This is a genomic window from Candidatus Pelagibacter communis (genome assembly GCF_001180205.1).
GTDB lineage: Bacteria > Pseudomonadota > Alphaproteobacteria > Pelagibacterales > Pelagibacteraceae > Pelagibacter > Pelagibacter ubique_O.
In genome coordinates, this window is the sequence record NZ_CVSU01000009.1 from 31,897 (window position 1) to 50,445 (window position 18,549).

Sequence of the window (18,549 nt, forward strand, 5' to 3'; positions counted from 1 at the left end):
AAAAATACTAAATTGTCCTAATTTGGGCAATGTTATAAATTTAATGTAACATACCCCAATTATCTCCAACATTAATATCAACTGTTAAAGGAGTTGAAAAAGAATGATAATCACTCTGAGCTACACTGGTCATTTCTTTCTCAATTAATTTAATCATTACTTTTTCATCTTTTTTTGGAATTTCAAAAATTAATTCATCATGAATTTGCAAGAGCATTTTTGAATTAGAATTTTTTTCCTCTGATAATTTCTTATCTAATCTTATCATAGCTAATCTCATTACTTCAGAAGCAGAACCTTGAATGGGAGCATTAATTGCAGCACGTTCTTGAAAATTTCTGACATTAAAGTTTTTGTCATTTATTCCATTAAAGTGGGATCTTCGTCCAAAAATATTATTAACATATCCACTTTTCCTACAAAATTTAATTGTATTATCCATATAAACTTTTATTTCTGGAAACTTACCAAAATATGAATTCAAAAATTCCTCTGCTTCATAATTAGAAACATTTATTTGCTTAGCTAATCCAAATTGCGAAATTCCATAAATAATTCCAAAATTAATAGCCTTAGCCTTTCGTCTGTGATCTTGATTAACTTTTTTGATATCAATATTAAATATTTGGCTAGCTGTTAAGGAGTGGATATCTTCTTTATTTTTAAAAGCTTTTTTCAGTTCTTTTACATCTGCCAGGTCTGCTAAAATTCTCATCTCAATTTGATTGTAATCCGCAGAAATTAATAGGTGCCCTTTTTTTGCAGTGAAAGCTTTTCTTATATCTTTTCCATCTTCTGATTTAATTGGTATGTTTTGTAAGTTAGGATCACTAGATGCTAGTCTTCCAGTCGTTGTAGCAGCCAGCAAAAATGAAGTATGAACTCTTTTTGTAATTGGGTTTAAATGTTCAGGTAAAGCATCTGAATAAGTATTTTTTAATTTTGAAACTTGTCTCCAGTCTAAAATTAATTTTGGAAACTCGTGACCTTTAAAAGCCAAATCCTCTAAAACACTTGCACTTGTTGCAAAACTTCCTTTTTTAGTTTTTTTTAATCCAGCTATTTTCAAGTCATTATAAATTATTTCACCTAATTGCTTTGGGGAAGCGATATTGAACTCTTTTTTAGAAATTTTAAATACTTCTTTTTCAAGTTTTTGGATTTTTTTTTCAAATTTAGATGAAAGAGATTTTAAAAATTTACTATCAATTTCAACTCCCTCTATTTCCATAAATGCAAGAATTTTAATTAATGGCTTTTCAAAAATTTCATAGATATTTATCATTTTTTCTGATTTTAAATTTTTGATAAATTTCTTGTATAATCTAAAAGTAACATCAGCATCTTCAGCAGCGTAATCTTTTGCTTTGTCTAATTCTACTTCGCTAAAATTAATTTCTTTCTTGCCTGTTCCTACCATGTCTTTAAAAGAAATAGTTTTATGACCTAAATGAATTTCTGATAAAGTATCCATATTATGTCTATTTTTTCCGGCATCTAAGACATAAGACATCAGCATTGTATCTTCCATTGATGAAAGAGTTATTCCACACTTAAAAAATACGATAAAATCAAATTTTATATTTTGACCTATTTTTTTAATACTAGGATCTTCTAATATTTTTTTTAATTTTTTAATTACAGCATCTTTTTTAAGACACTTAGGTGACTTGTGACCAACTGGTATGTAACATGCTTTTCCAATTTTAGAACAGAGAGAAATACCCACTAAGTCTGCTTGGTGAGGATCTAATGAAGTTGTTTCCGTATCAACTGCAACTTCACCAACCTCTTCTGCCTCCTCTATCCATTTATCAATTTCATCTAAGCTATTAATTAAGTAATAATTTTTATTATTTATCGTTTGTTGTTTTTCTAGATTTTGATTTACAATCTTGTTACTTTCTAATTCAGGTTCTCCATAAGCAGAAATTGCAGAGCTTAACAACCTGTTAAATTCCATTTCTCTTAAAAATTTATATAATTTATCTTTATTTATATTTTGTAATTTAAATTCACTTAACTCTCTATTAACAGGAGATTTATGATCTAGTGTTACAAGTTTTTTACTTATTAATGCTTTATCCTTATTCTCTATTAATGTTTCTCTTCTTTTATTTTGTTTAATCTCATTAGCAGATTTTAGTAAATTTTCTAGAGTGCCATATTTATTAATAAGCTCTGCAGCCGTCTTAATACCTATGCCTGGAACACCAGGTACATTGTCACTACTGTCTCCTGCTAAAGATTGCACATCAATAACTTTTGAGGCGTCTACTCCAAATTTTTTTACTACATCATCATCAGTTATAAATTTGTTTTTCATAGGATCAAAAATTCGAACCCCTTTTTTGTAAAGCTGCATTAAATCTTTATCTGATGAAACAATTGTAACCTTTGCACCTTTTTTAAGGATTTGATCCACATATGTAGCTATTAAATCATCTGCTTCATAATTTGGAAGATCAACAGATGGTAAATTGAATGCTAAGACTGATTTTCTTATGTACTCAAATTGTGGAGCCAAATCGTCAGGCGCCTCTGATCTATTAGCTTTGTAATCACTATAAATTTCATTTCTGAAAGTTTTTCTTGCTGAATCGAATATTACTGCAAAATGTGTTGGTTTTTGCAAGTTTTGATCAGATTTTGAGTCCTCTAATAATTTAAATAACATACTGCAAAAACCACTTACAGCACCTGTTGGAAGTCCATCACTTTTTCTACTCAATGGAGGCAAAGCATAATAAGCTCTAAATATATAACCAGAGCCATCAATCAAATAAAAATGATCTGTTTTTAGAATTTTATTCATGAAGTATAATTAAATATTATAATGATAACATATTCTGTATATAAAAAAATTTACTTTCAACTATTATAACAATTATAAGTAGATTATTTTTTATATTTTGAGTATTATTTAACAATGGAATTAACAAAAAATCTCACACAAGGTAAACTATTTAAATCTCTGGTTGTTATTGTTCTTGGTTCAATTGCACTAACCATATCAGCAAAGATCAAAATTCCTTTCTATCCAGTTCCTATGACTATGCAGACATTTGTTGTATTATTTTTAGGAATAAGTTTGGGACATAAAATTGCACTAGCTACAATTGGTCTATATCTAGTTGAAGGTATTGCAGGACTTCCCGTATTTTCAAATTCTCCTGAAAAAGGTATTGGATTAGTTTACTTTACGGGACCAACAATGGGTTACTTAATTGGTTTTTTAACGGCTGGTTACTTAGCTTCTAAAATAAAGATTGATGATAATTTTTTCGTTGTTTTATTTAAGTTAATTATCGCTACTTCAACAATCTATATTTTGGGTCTAATTTGGCTTGGAACATTGATTGGATGGGATAAGCCAATTTTTGCTTTAGGTGCAAAACCATTTCTATTAGCTGAGATTTTTAAAATTATGCTTTTGACTCTCTTGACTAAGCAAATAATTAAAATTAAAAAATTTATCTAGGTGATCTTTTAGATAGAATTCTTTGAAGAGTTCTTCTGTGCATTTTAAGTCTTCTGGCTGTTTCTGAAACATTCCTATTGCATAGCTCAAAGACTCTATGTATATGTTCCCACTTAACTCTGTCAGCAGACATGGGGTTTTCTGGTGGGGCTGCTTTTTTTGAAGGATCTGCTAATAACGCTTTTTCAACATCTTCCGCATCAGCAGGTTTAGCGAGATAATCAATAGCACCTTCTTTGATTGCAGCTACCGCCGTTGGAATATTTCCATAACCAGTTAACATTATAATTCTACTGTCACTATTTGAAGACTGAACTTCTTTTACAACCTCAAGTCCATTACCATCTGCAAGCCTTAAGTCTACCACAGCAAAACCTGGTTTCTTAGTTTTTACAGATTCAACTCCTTTTTGTACACTCTCAGCTTGAAAAACCTCAAATCCTTTTTTCTCCATCGCTCTTGCTAAACGCTCACGAAAGGGATTATCATCATCCACGATTAATAATGACTTATTATCAAAATCGCTAAGATTCTGTAGTTTTGCTTCTTCTTTCATGATCCTTATATGGGGTTTCTGCAGGAAATTACAATACATGAATTTTACGCATTTCAGGCTTGAATTATTTGCTTTACTTTAGTGCTGTTTACTTTATATGCCAAAAAATATTAAAGTTTTTTTAAAAAAGACTTTTTTTTATTAAATTTTTTTTGGAGGCATTTAAAATGCAAAAATTTAAATCAGTTGAAGAATTAGTTAATCAGCTGAAACCTGAAAAACCAGTTTACTGTATTAGAAAGAATTCCATTAAATCTGCTGTTAAATTTTTCCTAAACAAATTTCCAGGTAAAATTTTATATGCAGTTAAAACTAATCCGCACCCAGAGGTAATCAAAACAATCATAGAAAGTGGAGTTGAGCAATTTGATGTTGCTTCAATTGAGGAAATTAAAAATATTAGAACTTTTAGCAATACAGCTAAATGCTTTTTTATGCATACTGTTAAAAGCAGAGAAAGTATAAAAGAAGCATATTTTAATTATGGTGTAAAAACTTTTTCATTAGATACTAAAGATGAACTGATTAAAATAATTGAAAGTACAAATAATGCTAAAGATTTAGAGTTATTTGTAAGAGTAGCTGTTTCAAATGAACATGCAGAAATTGATTTATCAAAAAAATTTGGTGCTTTAACATCAGAAGCAATTGGTTTGTTAAGACTTGTAAAACAACATGCTAAAAAGATTGGTTTAAGTTTTCATGTTGGTTCACAATGTATGCATCCAATTTCTTATTCAAAAGGAATTAGTGAAATTGGAAATATAATTAAAAAGACAAAAATTATTCCAGATTACATTAATGTAGGTGGAGGTTTCCCTACAATATATCCTGACTTAATTCCACAATCTTTGGGTAGTTATTTTAATGAAATAAATAAGAGTTTAGAAAACTTAAAGCTTGAAAAACTTCCTGAAATTATTTGTGAGCCTGGCAGAGCTATAGTTGCTGAAAGTGGTTCAACAGTTGTAAGAGTTAATTTAAGAAAAAAACAAAAGCTTTATATTAATGATGGAACCTATGGTACTCTTTTTGATGCTGGTACACCAAACATTGTATTCCCATCTAGAATGATTAAAGAAAATTCTAATAAAATAATTTCAAAAAAATTAACTGCTTTTGATTTCTTTGGACCTACATGTGATAGCATGGATTATATGAAAGGTCCTTTTTTACTTCCAAATAATATTAAAGAAAATGATTATATTGAACTTGGTCAACTTGGGGCATACGGATTAACATTTAGAACCCAGTTTAATGGTTATTACTCAAACGAAATTTATGAAGTCGAAGATAACCCAATAATGACAATGTATGATAAAGACATTAACAAAGCTAACTTGGTAGCTTAATGTCGGGTCAAAAAAATCCAGGTCATAATAGTAAAAGAGATTTCTTAAAAAATCCTGTTGAACACATCGATATAACTTCTTTTGATAGTAGAAAAATTATTTCCTCAATGGAAAAAATGTCATTTGTTTCTAGAGAAACTGCAAGTGCAGCTAATATTTATAACGAGATGCTTAAAGATAAAGATTGTACAATTTTCCTTACTTTAGCAGGCTCTACTTCGGCAGCTGGATGCATGAATATTTATAAAGATTTAGTTAAATATAATATGGTAGATGCAATAGTTGCAACAGGTGCCTCAATAGTAGATATGGATTTTTTTGAAGCTCTTGGTTTTAAGCATTATCAAGGCTCACAATTTCAAGATGATACTGAGCTGAGGGACAACTATATAGATAGAATTTACGATACCTACATAGATGAAGAAGAGCTTCAAATGTGTGATAAAATAATATGTGAAATCGCTAATAACCTAGAGGCGAGAAGCTATACTTCTAGAGAGTTCATTTATGAAATGGGAAAATATTTAAAAAATAACTCAAAGAAGAAAGACTCTTTAATTGAAACCGCTTTTGACAACCATGTTCCTATTTTCTGCCCTGCATTTACCGACTCTAGCGCAGGATTCGGGTTAGTTATGCATCAAGAACAAAATCCAAAAAGACATATCACCATAGACTCAGTTAGAGAATTTAGAGAACTAACAGAAATTAAAATCAAATCTAAAGGTTCTGGATTATTTATGATTGGTGGTGGTGTGCCTAAAAACTTTATTCAAGATACTGTTATTTGTGCTGAACTATTAGGAAAAGATGTAGACATGCATAAATATGCTGTTCAAATTACTGTTGCTGATAGTAGAGACGGTGCATGTAGCAGCTCAACATTAAAAGAAGCAAGCTCATGGGGCAAAGTAGATATTACGAAAGAACAGATGGTGTTTGCAGAAGCAACTACTGTTTTGCCATTAATTGCTAGTGATGCTTATCATAAAGGTGAGTGGAAAAATAGAACAAGAAAAAACTTTACAAAAATTTTTAAATAAAATTGAAATATCTCTTAAATAAAAACGGATTTTTAGGAATTGATAATAAGTTTAGCTTTAAAGAAAAAGCTGTAATTGTTCCATTTGGATTAGAAAAAACTGTTAGTTATGGAGGAGGGACAAGAAATGGACCTAAAGAAATTATAAAAGCATCTCATCAAGTTGAGCTATATGATGAAGAGCTTAACTGCGAACCTTATAAGAAAATAGGTATTAAAACTTTAAAACCATTTAAAATAGACAAAAATATTAAAAAAGCCCTAAATAAAATCTCAAAAATTAATAAGGAGATTTTAGATAAAAAACTTTTCCCAATGACTTTAGGTGGAGAACATTCAATAACACCTGGATGTATTGTTCCTTTTACTAAAAAATATAAAAATATTTGCCTCTTACATTTTGACGCTCATGCAGATTTACGTCAAAGCTATAATGGAGAAAAATTTTCACATGCCTCAGCAATTAGAAGATGTCTGGATTATAAAAATGTTTCTTTAATTTCATTTGGGATAAGAAATATCTCAGAAAGTGAAATTCCATTTTTAAAAAAGAATTCTTCAAGAATAAATATATTTTGGGCAAAAGATAAAAAAAAATGGAATTTGTCTAAATTTAAAAAACTAATTCAAAACAAAACTGTTTATCTTACATTTGATGTAGACGGACTAGATTCAAGCATTATGCCTGCAACTGGTACACCTGAACCAGGAGGGCTTTTGTGGGATGAAACATTGGATATAATAAGAATTGCAGCAAAAAACTCAAAAATAGTTGGTGCAGATATTAATGAGCTGTCTCCAATTAAAGGATTTAATTCTTATAATTTTCTTGTTGCAAAATTAGCCTATAAAATTTTGTCTTATAAATTTTTATATTAAACTTTAATTGGTTTTATAATTTTCAATAACATTCTGAATGGTATCAACATTATTATAGCAACTAAAATTTTTACCGCTAAATCTCCAAGAGATAAAGTAACCCAAGGTACCCCTGTTGCATAAAATGATATTGAGAAAAATAAAAATGTGTCGACTGTTGATCCAATCAAAGATGAAGTAAGTGGTGCAACAAACCACTCTTTTTTTCTTAATCGATCAAAAATTTGAATGTCCAACAATTGAGCAGTAATAAAAGCAACCCCTGATCCAATTGCAATTCTAACTGAGATTAAATCTGCAAAATCAGTTGAGAATAACAATGTAAATATAATTCCTATTAAAAAACCCAAATATACAATTTGCCTTGCCAATAATTTTCCATACGACCTATTTGCTAAATCTGTTATTAAAAAAGCTATTGGGTAACTAAAAGCTCCATAAGTTAAAATCTCATTTAATCCAAAATAGTTGATTGGGAACTGAACTAAATAATTAGAAGATAGTACAACAACACCCATCATTATTGACAGGGTAATAAATAATTTGTTCATTAAGCTGATTTAGCTACAGGTTTCTTTTTAAAAGGGGATTTAATTAAAACTACTTTTTTTAACTTTTTTAATCTAGGAGATAAATTTTTATTTTTTACAGTTTTTAAAAATTCATCAAAACTACCTTTTTTGTCAACTGACCTTACACCTGAGTTACTTACAGTAAGTTTTAAACTCCTTCCAGTAAGCTCACTTGTAAATTTTACTTTTTTTAGGTTAGGTAAAAATCTTCTTTTAGTCTTGTTGTTAGCATGACTAACATTATGACCTTTCATTGGAATTTTACCGGTAAGTTCGCATTTTTTTGACATAATAACAGTGCCTATATAAGGGGAGATATTGAAGGCGTCAAGTTTAATACATTTAAGAAACAGTTTTATTTCCAACAATTTCTGTGAAATTTTTGACACCATCTCTTATTAGTAATTCTTTTAGGTCTTTTTTAATCATGCCAGCAATATTGGGTCCTTGAAATACCATACCGGTATACAACTGAACATAATCTGCTCCTAATAAAAACTTATCATAAGCAGCTTTACCTGAGTCAACGCCGCCCACTCCAATTATTTTAATTTTACCTTTAATTAAATTGTAGAACTTACTTATTAAAAGATTTGATTTTTTTTCAATAGGTTTTCCAGATAAACCACCTTTTTGATGTTTCTGTATATTTTGAAGTGTTTCCCTAGAAGCTTCAGAGGTATTTGAAATTATTATTGCGCTTATTTCATTTTTTAAAAGTATTTCTGAAATTAATTCAATTTGATTTTCACTTATATCTGGTGAAATCTTTACAGCTACAGGAATTTCAGATTTTAATTGTTTTTTTTTATCTGAGACAGATTTTAACAACTCTTTCAATTTATTCTCTTCATGAAAATTTCTAAGATTTTCAGTATTTGGTGAAGAAATATTAATTGTAATATAATCTGCAACTTCAGAAAATTTTTCTAATCCAATTAGATAATCATTCAACCTATCATTTGAATTTTTATTTGGACCTACGTTTACACCTAGTACACCTAGTTTTTTATTAGATATTATTCTGTTTAATATTGCATCTGATCCATGGTTGTTAAAACCTAGCCTATTAATTAATGCTTGATCTTCTACTAATCTAAACACTCTTGGTTTTTCATTCCCATATTGTTTTAATGGTGTAACCGTACCTACTTCAACAAATCCAAAACCCAACTTAAATAAAGGGTTGTATACCTCAGCATTCTTATCGAAACCTGCTGCAATCCCTATGGGATTATCAAGATTTTGATTAAATAATTTTGTTTTTAAAATAGGATCATTTTTGTTTTCATCAAATATGTTTGAAACTAGATTAAGTTTGAGTGATTGAATTGCTAAAAAATGTGCTCTTTCAGGATCTATTTTAAATATTAATGATCTTAAGTTTGAATACATTATTTCAATTTACTAATTATCAACTCTTTTGTTTCGTTAACACCGAAAAAACTTATAAAAAAACCCATTCTAGGTCCATTTTCATCTCCGAATACCACTTCATAAATTAATTTAAACCAATCTCTTAGGTTTTGTGCATACCCATTCTCTTTACCTGTTGAATATATTAATGTTTGTATATCCTCAGGAGACATCTGATCATTACATTGTTCTAAAGTTTTAACTAAAGCTTGTAGAGCTAATTTTTCATTTTCAGATGGATTTTTATATTTTTTTTGAGCCTTAATAACATCATTAAAATACTTAATTGCATAACCAACTAGTCCATCAAAAATTGGAAAGTTTTTTTCATGAATATTAGATTTATATTTTTTAACAAACTTCCATAATAAATCTTTGTTATCAGCATTGCTTGTCTCAACTAAATTCAACAACATAGAAAAAGACATAATCATTTCTTCTTTTGGAATATTGCCATTATGAACATGCCAAACAGGATTCATTACCAATTGTTGTTCTGTTTGTTTTTTTGATTTTTCAATATTATCAAGGTACTCATCTACAGCTTTTGGCACTATTTGATTATAAAGTTTTTTAGCTCTTTTTGGATTTTGATACATGTATAAAGATAAGCTTTCAGGTGAGGCATATTTTAACCACTGATCGATGGTAATACCATTTCCTTTAGATTTTGAAATTTTTTCACCCTTTTCATCAAGAAATAATTCATAAGCAAATCCAGATGGATGTTTTTTACCAATTAAATTTATAATTTTAGTTGATAAAATTGCACTCTCAATAAGGTCTTTTCCATACATTTCAAAATCTATATCTAGAGCATACCATCTCATTGCCCAATCAACTTTCCATTGTAATTTACAATTTCCATCCAAAATACTAGATTCTAATTTTTTACCTTTATTATCAAAAATTATTTTAGAATTTTTTTTATCAATTTCTATAACTGGAATTTCGAGAACATGACCTGTGTCTGGACAAATAGGTAAAAAAGGACAGTAAGTTTGTTGACGTTCTTTACCTAAAGTTGGAAGTATAATATTCATTATACCATCATAATTTTCTAAAATAATTTTTAAAGTTGGGTTGAAAAAACCACCTTTGTATAAAGATGTTGAGCTTTTAAAACTGTATTTAAAATTAAAACTATTTAAAAAATCTTTTAACATTTCATTATTATGTTCTCCAAAACTTGCAAATTTTTCAAATGGATCTGGAACTTGTGTTAATGGTTTATGTAGATTTTTATTTAACAATTCCTGATTAGGAACATTATCAGGAACTTTTCTTAGACCATCCATATCATCAGAGAAAGTAATTATTTCGGCTGGTAAATCTGTAAGTTGCTTTAAAGCATTAACCATCATTGAGGTCCTTGCAACTTCTCCAAATGTTCCAATATGAGGAAGACCACTTGGGCCATATCCTGTTTGAAGAGTAATTTTACCTTTTTTATCAATAAATGATTTTCTCTCACGAAGCATTTTTTTTGCTTCAACGAAAGGCCAAGCACTTGTTTTTTCTAAAATTTCTTTTTTAATCACGAATATATCTTTTATAAAAATCTTAAATTGGCGATTTTATTAATTCTTATAGAGTTGAAATTTATTTACCATAAAATAATGTTCTTTCAAAATGTCTAATTATAAAACTGTTTTTTTTACACTAGGAATTTTGCAAATAATTTTAGGGATCTCAATGTTCATCCCTATAATTGCTCAATTTATTTATTCAGAAATAGATTCATCATTTTTTGGTGCATCTATTATTACTATAATTTTTGGATCATTATTTTTTCTTTCTAATCTAGACCACGAAAAAAAATTAAATTTGCAACAAGCATTTTTATTAACTGCCTTGTCATGGTTAAGTATTGCTATTTTTGGATCTTTACCATTTATATTTTCGACTATTGAACTTTCAATTACTGATGCTTTTTTTGAAAGTATGTCTGGTATTACAACAACTGGATCAACAATTATTTCTGACTTAGAGAATGCACCAAAAGGTATTCTATTATGGAGAGCAATACTTCAATGGTTGGGGGGTATTGGTATAATTATTATGGCAATTACCCTGATGCCTATAATGAATGTTGGTGGTATGCAATTATTTAAAATTTCTAGCAACGACTCATCTGAAAAAATTCTTCCTAAATCAAAAGAAATAGCTTTAAGACTTATTTATATTTATTCAGGCCTAACTGCTCTTTGTGCATTATCATATTGGGTATTTGGAATGGGAAAATTTGATAGTTTAACTCATTCTATGACTACCATAGCTACAGGTGGATTTTCTAATTATAATCAATCTATCGGATATTTTGACAGTGTTCTTATAGAAATATCATCAATGATTTTTATAATTTTAGGAAGTATTCCATTTATTGCATATATTAAATTTATTAGTGGTAACAAAAAAATATTTTTAAATGATATTCAAATCAGAACATTTATTAAAATAATAATTATAAGCATTATTATATTATCAATTTATTTATTATTTAATAATAACGGAAACTTTAGTTTAAGATCAATTTTTTTTAATACAATTTCAATATTGACTGGAACAGGTTATGTAAATGCTGAATTTGACGGTTGGGGAAGTTTTCCTATAACAATATTTCTTGCATTAATGTTTATTGGGGGCTGTGCTGGATCAACTACTTGTGGAGTCAAAATTTTTAGAATTCAAATTCTATATTTATTTATATTAAATCAATTAAAAAAAATTATATATCCTAAGGGAATATTTATAATTAAATACGATCAAGGATCTGTTGATGATAAATTTATTGCATCAATAATTTCATTTATTTATTTTTACTTTGTTATTTTTTTTATTTTGGCTGCATTATTATCATTAACTGGTCTTGATTTTATAACTGCTATCTCTGGAGCGGCAACATCAATATCAAATGTTGGTCCTGGTTTAGGTCCTATAATAGGGCCTAATGGAGATTTTTCATCATTGCCCGATATTTCTAAATGGATCTTAACTGTAGGTATGATTTTAGGTAGACTTGAGTTGTTTGCAATATTAGTATTGTTCTTACCATCTTTTTGGAAAAATTAATTATGTCTGAAACAAAGAAACAAACATGGCTTGATTCTCTTGCAGTTTATAAAGATATTCGAATGGTAAGAATTCTTTTATTAGGTGCAATAAGTGGATTTCCATGGGTATTAATTGCAAGTAGCTTAAGTCTTTGGCTTAAAGAAGAAGGTCTTAGTAGATCAACAATTGGATGGGCAGGTTTAATTTTTGGAGTATACGCTTTCAATTATTTGTGGGCTCCCATTATAGATAGAATTCAAATTCCAATACTTACAAAAAAATTAGGTCATAGAAGAGGATGGATAGTTTTGATGCAATTAATTATTTTGTTAAGTCTTGTTGTTTGGAGTGTGATTAATCCAACTGAAAATTTGGCTTTATTAATTACTGTAGGTTTAATTATTGCTATTGCATCAGCAACCCAAGATATAACTGTGGATGCATTAAGAATTGAACAGATAAATGAAAATGAAGGAAAATCAATGGCTGCAGGTGCAGCCATGGCTGTTGTTGGTTGGTGGACAGGTTATAAATTAGGTGGAGTTGTTGCTTTATTTACGGCAGAATTTTTTGAAAACCTAGGGGTGGCTGACTACTGGCAGGCTACTTTTTTAATTTTAGGTATTTTAATAATTTTAATGAATATTGGATTAATGTTTGTTCATGAACCTATAGAGACAAACAGACAAGCAAAACAGAGAGAAACAGACAAATTAATTGAAGGAAAACTTGGATCTAGCAATATTATTACAAACTTTATCGCTTATATTACGGGAACTATAGGCGGACCTATTATTAGTTTTTTTAGAAAAAATGGTTTTGCCATTGCAGCTGGAATTTTAGGATTTGTTTTCTTGTTTAAGATAGGTGAGGCATTTATGGGGAGAATGTCTATTGTTTTTTATAAAGAAATTGGTTTCTCCAAAGGTCAAATTGCAATTTATTCAAAAGGTCTTGGTTGGATAACAACAGTTGTATTTACTTTGTTGGGTGGAGTAATGGCGATGAGAGCTGGAACAATTAAAACTATGTTCTTTGCTGGTGGGTTAATGGCTATAACCAATCTTTTATTTGCAGTTTTAGCATGGACTGGAAAATCAGAAATTTTATTTGCAATTGCGGTTATAGCTGATGATATCACAGCAGCTTTTGCAACTGTAGCATTTGTTGCATTTATATCATTGCTAGTTGATAGAACTTATACAGCCACACAATATGCATTGCTCGCTTCAATTGGTACTGCTGGTCGTACTACTTTAGCTTCATCCTCAGGAGCTCTAGTTGATTGGTTAAACGGAGATTGGGGAACATTTTTTGTTTTAACGACTATAATGGTGATACCATCATTAATTTGTTTGTGGTTAATTAAAAACAAAATTAAAATTGGTGCAAAATAATTTTTATTTCATAGGTAATTTTTCGAATATTTACAAAAATCCTTCGAAAAGATCTGAGGTAACTTCACAAATTATACATGGTGAAAAATTCAAAATATTGGCAAAAAATAAAAATTGGATAAAAATTAAAACTTTATTTGATAATTATAAGGGGTTTATAAAAAATTCAAAATATATAGAAAAATTTACCCCCAATTATAAAGTCAGTTCACTAAAAGCAAAGATTTATAAAAAACCTGGAATTGGAACTAGCAGTTGGCTTCCACTTGCATCCAATTTATCTGTATTTGAGCAAAATAAGGATTACGTAAAAATTGAAAAAAATAAATGGATTAAAAAAACAGATATTAAAAAAATAAACCATAAAGAAAATAATTTTACAAAAATATTTAAAAAATTTCTCGATGTAAAATATGTTTGGGGTGGAAAAACATTTAAAGGTATTGATTGTTCAGCCTTATTACAAATATTTTATTTTTATAATAATTCGTTTTATCCAAGAGATACAAAAGATCAGATCAAATATACAAAAAAGAATTCAAAGAAAAGACTATTTAAAAAAGGAGATATTATTTTTTGGAAAGGTCATGTTGCTATGTGTTTAAATTCTAAACAACTAATTCATGCTTATGGTCCAGAAAGAAAAGTAATTATTATGCCAATTATAGAAACAATTAATAGAATTGAAAAAACTGCCAAGCTAAAGGTAAAAAAAGTATCTAGAATAAAATATTAATTTCTTCCAAAGTCAGGCTTGTCTATATCTTGTTTCAATTTGATGATTTTTGACCTTACTTTTTTAGTCTGAATAAGTTTCTTTACGATAGACTTATTATTTTTTGAATTTATATCTTTTTTAAATTGATTTAAATTTTTAATAAATAAATCAATCGCTTTTGAAATATTATTTTTATTGTTAAAAAAAATATCTCTCCACATGATTTCATTTGATGCTGCAATCCTAGAAAAATCTCGTAATCCACCAGCGCTATATTTGATTAGCTCATAATTTTGTTTTTTCTCAAAATCTTGTGCAGATTTCACCAGATTATATGCAATTAAGTGTGGTAAATGACTAGTAATAGAAAAAATTTTGTCATGTTTTTCAGCGCTCATAACAACTACTTTTGCTCCAATTTTTCTCCAAAACTTAGTTAGAATATTTATATTATTTTTTTTAATATTTTTTTCTTTAATTATTATGCACCATCTATCAGTAAACATATTTTCTTTACCATGCTCTGGTCCACTGACCTCTGATCCAGCTATCGGGTGGCTTTGAATCCAATGGATACCTTTCTTTAAAAATTTATTTATAATTTTAGAAGTTTCAATTTTTGAAGAACCAATATCTGTAATCAATGTTTTTGATGGTATAAATTTATTAATTTTTAAAATAATATTTTTGTATTCACTCATTGGCGTACAAAAGATAATTAAATCAGAATTACTTATACCTTCTTTTAATGATTTAACAATTGTTCCAGGTAATTTTAATCTTTTTATCTTAGCAATATTTGATTTTGATTTTTCATAAATGAATATTTTTTTTGCTATTTTTTTTTTGCTAATACGCCTTAATAAAGATGAACCTAATAATCCACAGCCAATAATTAAAATATTTTTCATTTTTTCAATACATGCTTAATAACATTCATAAATTTTGTGTTTTCTTTTTTAGATCCAATAGTTAACCTTAATTTATTCTTTATATGATAACCATCTTCTGTTGATCTTAAAATAATTCCATTTTTTTTAAGTTTTTCATAAAGAAATTTTGCTGAGTATCTGCATTTTTCAAAATTAAGTAACAAAAAATTTGCTGAAACTGAATTTGAAAAAATATTATATTTCTCAAGAAATTTCTTAATTTTTTTAGAATATAATAAATTATGTCTAATCGATTTATTAATGAAAGCTTTATCCTTAAGTGACTGAATGGCAGCTAATTGAGCAATACCATTTACATTAAATGGTGGTTTTATAACATTTAGCGCATCAACTATTTTTTTTGATCCATATCCCCAACCTACTCTCAGAGAAGCTAATCCAAACATTTTTGAAAAAGTTCTAAGGATGAAAACATTGTCTTTATTTTTAAACAATTCTAACCCAGATGAATAATCTTTATTTTTCATATATTCTGCATAAGCATCATCTATAACTAGTAAAATTTTTTTATTTAATCTTTTTCTTAATTCTAAAACTTCTCTTTTCGTTAAGTAAGTTCCTGTAGGATTGTTTGGGTTAGCTATAAACACAATTTTAGTTTTTTTTGTTATTTTCTTTAAAATTTCATTTACTGAAACTTTAAAATTAATTTCTTTTGCAAATAAAACTTTTGCACCTACAATTTTTGAGTAAATTCTATACATTAAAAAACTGTACTCTGGTACCACAACCTCATCTTTTGGGTTTAAAAACAACTGGCAGAGCATTTGAATAACTTCATCTGAACCAGCTCCACAAATAATTTTCTCAGAATTACATTTATATGCTTTAGATATTGCTTTTCTTAAATTTTTAGATTTTCCATCTGGATATTTATCTAAATTCAAATTTTTATTTGATATTATTTTCTTTGCTTTAGGGCTCATACCTAAAGCAGACTCATTTGCAGAAAGCTTAATTACGTTCTTAAGTTTCTTAACTTTTGATTTACCAGGCTTATAAGCCTCAATTTTAAATTTTTTGAAATTTGGAGTTATCATTTTTTTTAATTTATGTGCTCTTTATAGATAAAATTACAAAATTTTATAGAGAATAAGAGGATTTTTTAAAAAATTGACATAATAAATAAGTTCTAGTAAAAAAATTATGCGCTGATTTAACTGAATTGCGAGCGCTTAAAAAAAACCGCTAAAATAGTTTTTTTTCTCACAATTCGAAACAGTCAAAAACTATGAATATTGAGAAAAATATAAAAACTTTAATTGTAAAGAAACCACTAAAATTAGACTGTGGAAAGACTATAAAAGATTTTCCGATAGCCTATGAAACTTACGGTTCACTTAATTCAAAAAAAGATAATGCAATATTAGTTTTTCATGCTCTAACAGGAGATCAATTTGTAACCGGAATAAACCCTGTAACTAACAAAGAGGGTTGGTGGAGTTATGCAGTAGGTCCTGATAAAGCTATCGATACTAATAAATATTTTGTTATTTGCTCTAATGTAATTGGTGGATGTATGGGATCATACGGACCAAGTCATAAAGATCCTGATCAAAAAATTTTTGGAACAAATTTTCCTGTTATTACAATTAATGATATGGTGAATGCTCAATATAATTTACTTGATCATTTTGGTATTGATAAACTGTTTTCTATAACTGGTGGTTCAATGGGAGGTATGCAGGTCCTTCAGTTTATTAGCAACTTTCCTGATAAATCAAAAACAGTTATACCGATAGCAACCACATCTAGTCATTCAGCTCAAAATATTGCTTTTAACGAGCTAGGTAGACAAGCTATTGCAGCTGATAATAACTGGAAAGATGGGAATTATACATCAAACGATACTAATCCTGGAAAAGGATTGGCAGTAGCTAGAATGGCAGCTCATATTACTTATTTATCTAAAAAAGGTTTGCAGGAAAAATTTGGAAGAAAGTTACAAGAAAGAGAAGATCTTAAATTTGGTTTTGACGCTGATTTTCAAATAGAAAGTTATTTAAGATATCAGGGCTCAGTTTTCGTAGATAGATTTGATGCAAATAGTTATCTTTATATTACTAGAGCTATGGATTATTTTGATTTAGCTAAGCAATTCAATGGTAATCTTTCAGAAGCATTTATAAATACAAAAGCGAAATTTTTTATAATTTCATTTACTTCAGATTGGCTTTATCCAACCCAAGAAAATAAAGATATTGTGATTGCTTTAAACTCAATAGGAGCTGATGTTGGATTTGTAGAAATTAAGTCAGATAAGGGTCACGACTCCTTTTTACTAGACGTTCCTGATTTCTTAAATGCACTTAAAAACTTTTTAGATAAATCTTACGAAGAAAATTAATTATGAAAAATGAATTTCAGGTAATAGCAGATTTAATTGAAAAAGATAAGAAAGTCTTAGATGTAGGTTGTGCCGATGGAACCTTGATGAAATTTTTAAAGGATAATAAAAATATAAATATAAGAGGATTAGAGATTTCAAAAGAAAAAGTGCAAGAATGTATTGCTAAAGGATTAACTGTAATTGAAGGAAATGCTGAAAAAGATTTAAAGCAATTTCCAGACAAATCATTTGATTATGTTGTTTTAAGTCAAACCCTTCAAGCTTTTCTTAATCCTGAATTAGTTCTAGATGAACTTTTAAGAGTTGGAAAAAAAGCAATAGTTACAATTCCTAATTTTGGATACTGGAAGGTAAGATTTCATTTATTATTTAAGGGTACAATGCCAATTACAAAAACATTACCAGATGAATGGTATAACACACCAAATTTACATATGTGTACAATCAAAGATTTTTTTCACTTTGTAAAATCAAAAGATATTAAAATTTTTAAATCACTCGCTTTAAATAATCTTAATTCATCAATAATAAGTGAGAGTAATTTAGGTGTTAAAAATTTGTTTGCAGATCTAGGTATATTTTTGATAGAAAAATAAAATGCGTATTGAAATTATACCCTGTCTTCAAGACAACTATAGCTATTTAATAATAGACGAAAGTAACAATTTTGCCTGTGTTGTAGATCCCAGTGAGTCTGAACCAATAATTGATTTCCTAAAAAATAAAAATATTAAATTAAAATATATTCTTAATACTCATCATCATTATGATCATATTGG

18 protein-coding genes are annotated in these 18,549 nt (G+C 28.3%); 10 read left to right on the plus strand and 8 right to left on the minus strand.

Annotated features, from left to right (window positions below; genetic code table 11):
• Positions 1-40 precede the first annotated feature (40 nt).
• Positions 41-2,815, minus strand: a complete 2,775-nt coding sequence (gene polA, locus AMO08_RS00415) for a DNA polymerase I (RefSeq protein ID WP_075484257.1) — start codon at positions 2,813-2,815, stop codon at positions 41-43.
• 114 nt (positions 2,816-2,929) lie between these two features.
• Between polA and AMO08_RS00420 the strand changes: the two genes are divergently transcribed.
• Positions 2,930-3,481: a biotin transporter BioY gene (locus AMO08_RS00420; RefSeq protein WP_075484258.1), complete on the plus strand. Its 552-nt coding sequence runs from the start codon at positions 2,930-2,932 to the stop codon at positions 3,479-3,481.
• On the opposite strand, the gene AMO08_RS00425 is transcribed toward AMO08_RS00420, so the two are convergent.
• Positions 3,474-4,037: an ActR/PrrA/RegA family redox response regulator transcription factor gene (locus tag AMO08_RS00425; RefSeq protein ID WP_075484259.1), complete on the minus strand. Its 564-nt coding sequence runs from the start codon at positions 4,035-4,037 to the stop codon at positions 3,474-3,476. The genes AMO08_RS00420 and AMO08_RS00425 overlap by 8 nt on opposite strands.
• A gap of 167 nt (positions 4,038-4,204) precedes the next feature.
• Here AMO08_RS00425 and AMO08_RS00430 point away from each other — a divergent pair, with 167 nt between their 5' ends.
• Genes AMO08_RS00430 through speB form a run of 3 tightly spaced genes read left to right on the plus strand, consistent with a single transcriptional unit; the run spans position 4,205 to position 7,310 of the window.
• A complete protein-coding gene (locus tag AMO08_RS00430) occupies positions 4,205-5,389 on the plus strand; it encodes a type III PLP-dependent enzyme (protein WP_075484273.1) in 1,185 nt (394 codons plus the stop codon).
• The gene (locus AMO08_RS00435) at positions 5,389-6,432 is read left to right on the plus strand and encodes a 1,9-bis(guanidino)-5-aza-nonane synthase (RefSeq protein ID WP_075484260.1); all 1,044 of its coding nucleotides are present in this window, start codon (positions 5,389-5,391) and stop codon (positions 6,430-6,432) included. The genes AMO08_RS00430 and AMO08_RS00435 overlap by 1 nt, the downstream gene beginning before the upstream one ends.
• Before the next feature lie 2 nt (positions 6,433-6,434).
• Entirely contained in the window at positions 6,435-7,310 is an 876-nt protein-coding gene (gene speB, locus AMO08_RS00440) for an agmatinase (RefSeq protein ID WP_075484261.1), read from the plus strand.
• Here speB and AMO08_RS00445 read toward each other — a convergent pair.
• From AMO08_RS00445 to AMO08_RS00460, 4 genes are read right to left on the minus strand one after another with little or no spacing between them, the layout of a single operon-like run.
• Positions 7,307-7,861 (minus strand): queuosine precursor transporter, encoded by a 555-nt coding sequence (locus AMO08_RS00445; protein ID WP_075484262.1) that lies wholly within the window; start codon positions 7,859-7,861, stop codon positions 7,307-7,309. The two genes, speB and AMO08_RS00445, sit on opposite strands and share 4 nt — an antisense overlap.
• Positions 7,861-8,172: a 50S ribosomal protein L28 gene (gene rpmB / locus AMO08_RS00450; protein WP_023854682.1), complete on the minus strand. Its 312-nt coding sequence runs from the start codon at positions 8,170-8,172 to the stop codon at positions 7,861-7,863. Before rpmB ends, AMO08_RS00445 begins: the two co-directional genes overlap by 1 nt.
• Before the next feature lie 52 nt (positions 8,173-8,224).
• Positions 8,225-9,277 carry a quinone-dependent dihydroorotate dehydrogenase gene (locus AMO08_RS00455; protein ID WP_075484263.1) on the minus strand — a complete coding sequence of 351 codons (1,053 nt, stop codon included), beginning with the start codon at positions 9,275-9,277 and terminating at the stop codon, positions 8,225-8,227.
• Complete coding sequence (locus tag AMO08_RS00460) at positions 9,277-10,839, minus strand: lysine--tRNA ligase (protein ID WP_075484264.1); 1,563 nt, start codon at positions 10,837-10,839, stop codon at positions 9,277-9,279. The genes AMO08_RS00455 and AMO08_RS00460 overlap by 1 nt, the downstream gene beginning before the upstream one ends.
• A gap of 91 nt (positions 10,840-10,930) precedes the next feature.
• Here AMO08_RS00460 and AMO08_RS00465 point away from each other — a divergent pair, with 91 nt between their 5' ends.
• Genes AMO08_RS00465 through AMO08_RS00475 form a run of 3 tightly spaced genes read left to right on the plus strand, consistent with a single transcriptional unit; the run spans position 10,931 to position 14,485 of the window.
• Positions 10,931-12,370 (plus strand): TrkH family potassium uptake protein, encoded by a 1,440-nt coding sequence (locus AMO08_RS00465; RefSeq protein WP_075484265.1) that lies wholly within the window; start codon positions 10,931-10,933, stop codon positions 12,368-12,370.
• A 2-nt stretch (positions 12,371-12,372) separates the two neighbouring features.
• Complete coding sequence (locus tag AMO08_RS00470; protein WP_075484274.1) at positions 12,373-13,749, plus strand: AmpG family muropeptide MFS transporter; 1,377 nt, start codon at positions 12,373-12,375, stop codon at positions 13,747-13,749.
• Positions 13,739-14,485, plus strand: a complete 747-nt coding sequence (locus AMO08_RS00475) for a C40 family peptidase (RefSeq protein WP_075484266.1) — start codon at positions 13,739-13,741, stop codon at positions 14,483-14,485. Before AMO08_RS00470 ends, AMO08_RS00475 begins: the two co-directional genes overlap by 11 nt.
• Here AMO08_RS00475 and AMO08_RS00480 read toward each other — a convergent pair.
• Entirely contained in the window at positions 14,482-15,378 is an 897-nt protein-coding gene (locus AMO08_RS00480) for a prephenate dehydrogenase (protein WP_075484267.1), read from the minus strand. The genes AMO08_RS00475 and AMO08_RS00480 overlap by 4 nt on opposite strands.
• Positions 15,375-16,460, minus strand: coding sequence for a histidinol-phosphate transaminase (hisC, locus tag AMO08_RS00485; RefSeq protein WP_075484268.1), 1,086 nt, complete (start codon positions 16,458-16,460; stop codon positions 15,375-15,377). The genes AMO08_RS00480 and hisC overlap by 4 nt, the downstream gene beginning before the upstream one ends.
• 191 nt (positions 16,461-16,651) lie before the next feature.
• On the opposite strand from hisC, the gene metX reads away from it, so the two are divergent.
• The 3 genes from metX to AMO08_RS00500 all read left to right on the plus strand — a co-directional run.
• The gene (gene metX / locus AMO08_RS00490) at positions 16,652-17,767 is read left to right on the plus strand and encodes a homoserine O-acetyltransferase MetX (RefSeq protein WP_075484269.1); all 1,116 of its coding nucleotides are present in this window, start codon (positions 16,652-16,654) and stop codon (positions 17,765-17,767) included.
• A 2-nt stretch (positions 17,768-17,769) separates the two neighbouring features.
• Positions 17,770-18,366: a methionine biosynthesis protein MetW gene (gene metW / locus AMO08_RS00495; protein WP_075484270.1), complete on the plus strand. Its 597-nt coding sequence runs from the start codon at positions 17,770-17,772 to the stop codon at positions 18,364-18,366.
• 1 nt (position 18,367) lies between these two features.
• On the plus strand, positions 18,368-18,549 hold a 182-nt coding region (locus AMO08_RS00500), incomplete at its 3' end, for an MBL fold metallo-hydrolase (protein WP_143323778.1).

What these genes read in the sequence shown, in the direction of transcription:
- polA (WP_075484257.1), bottom strand. Translation starts at nt 2,815, where the DNA reads ATGAATAAAATTCTAAAAACAGATCATTTTTATTTGATTGATGGCTCT.
- AMO08_RS00420 (WP_075484258.1), top strand. Translation starts at nt 2,930, where the DNA reads ATGGAATTAACAAAAAATCTCACACAAGGTAAACTATTTAAATCTCTG.
- AMO08_RS00425 (WP_075484259.1), bottom strand. Translation starts at nt 4,037, where the DNA reads ATGAAAGAAGAAGCAAAACTACAGAATCTTAGCGATTTTGATAATAAG.
- AMO08_RS00430 (WP_075484273.1), top strand. Translation starts at nt 4,205, where the DNA reads ATGCAAAAATTTAAATCAGTTGAAGAATTAGTTAATCAGCTGAAACCT.
- AMO08_RS00435 (WP_075484260.1), top strand. Translation starts at nt 5,389, where the DNA reads ATGTCGGGTCAAAAAAATCCAGGTCATAATAGTAAAAGAGATTTCTTA.
- AMO08_RS00445 (WP_075484262.1), bottom strand. Translation starts at nt 7,861, where the DNA reads ATGAACAAATTATTTATTACCCTGTCAATAATGATGGGTGTTGTTGTA.
- rpmB (WP_023854682.1), bottom strand. Translation starts at nt 8,172, where the DNA reads ATGTCAAAAAAATGCGAACTTACCGGTAAAATTCCAATGAAAGGTCAT.
- AMO08_RS00455 (WP_075484263.1), bottom strand. Translation starts at nt 9,277, where the DNA reads ATGTATTCAAACTTAAGATCATTAATATTTAAAATAGATCCTGAAAGA.
- AMO08_RS00465 (WP_075484265.1), top strand. Translation starts at nt 10,931, where the DNA reads ATGTCTAATTATAAAACTGTTTTTTTTACACTAGGAATTTTGCAAATA.
- AMO08_RS00470 (WP_075484274.1), top strand. Translation starts at nt 12,373, where the DNA reads ATGTCTGAAACAAAGAAACAAACATGGCTTGATTCTCTTGCAGTTTAT.
- AMO08_RS00480 (WP_075484267.1), bottom strand. Translation starts at nt 15,378, where the DNA reads ATGAAAAATATTTTAATTATTGGCTGTGGATTATTAGGTTCATCTTTA.
- hisC (WP_075484268.1), bottom strand. Translation starts at nt 16,460, where the DNA reads ATGATAACTCCAAATTTCAAAAAATTTAAAATTGAGGCTTATAAGCCT.
- metX (WP_075484269.1), top strand. Translation starts at nt 16,652, where the DNA reads ATGAATATTGAGAAAAATATAAAAACTTTAATTGTAAAGAAACCACTA.
- metW (WP_075484270.1), top strand. Translation starts at nt 17,770, where the DNA reads ATGAAAAATGAATTTCAGGTAATAGCAGATTTAATTGAAAAAGATAAG.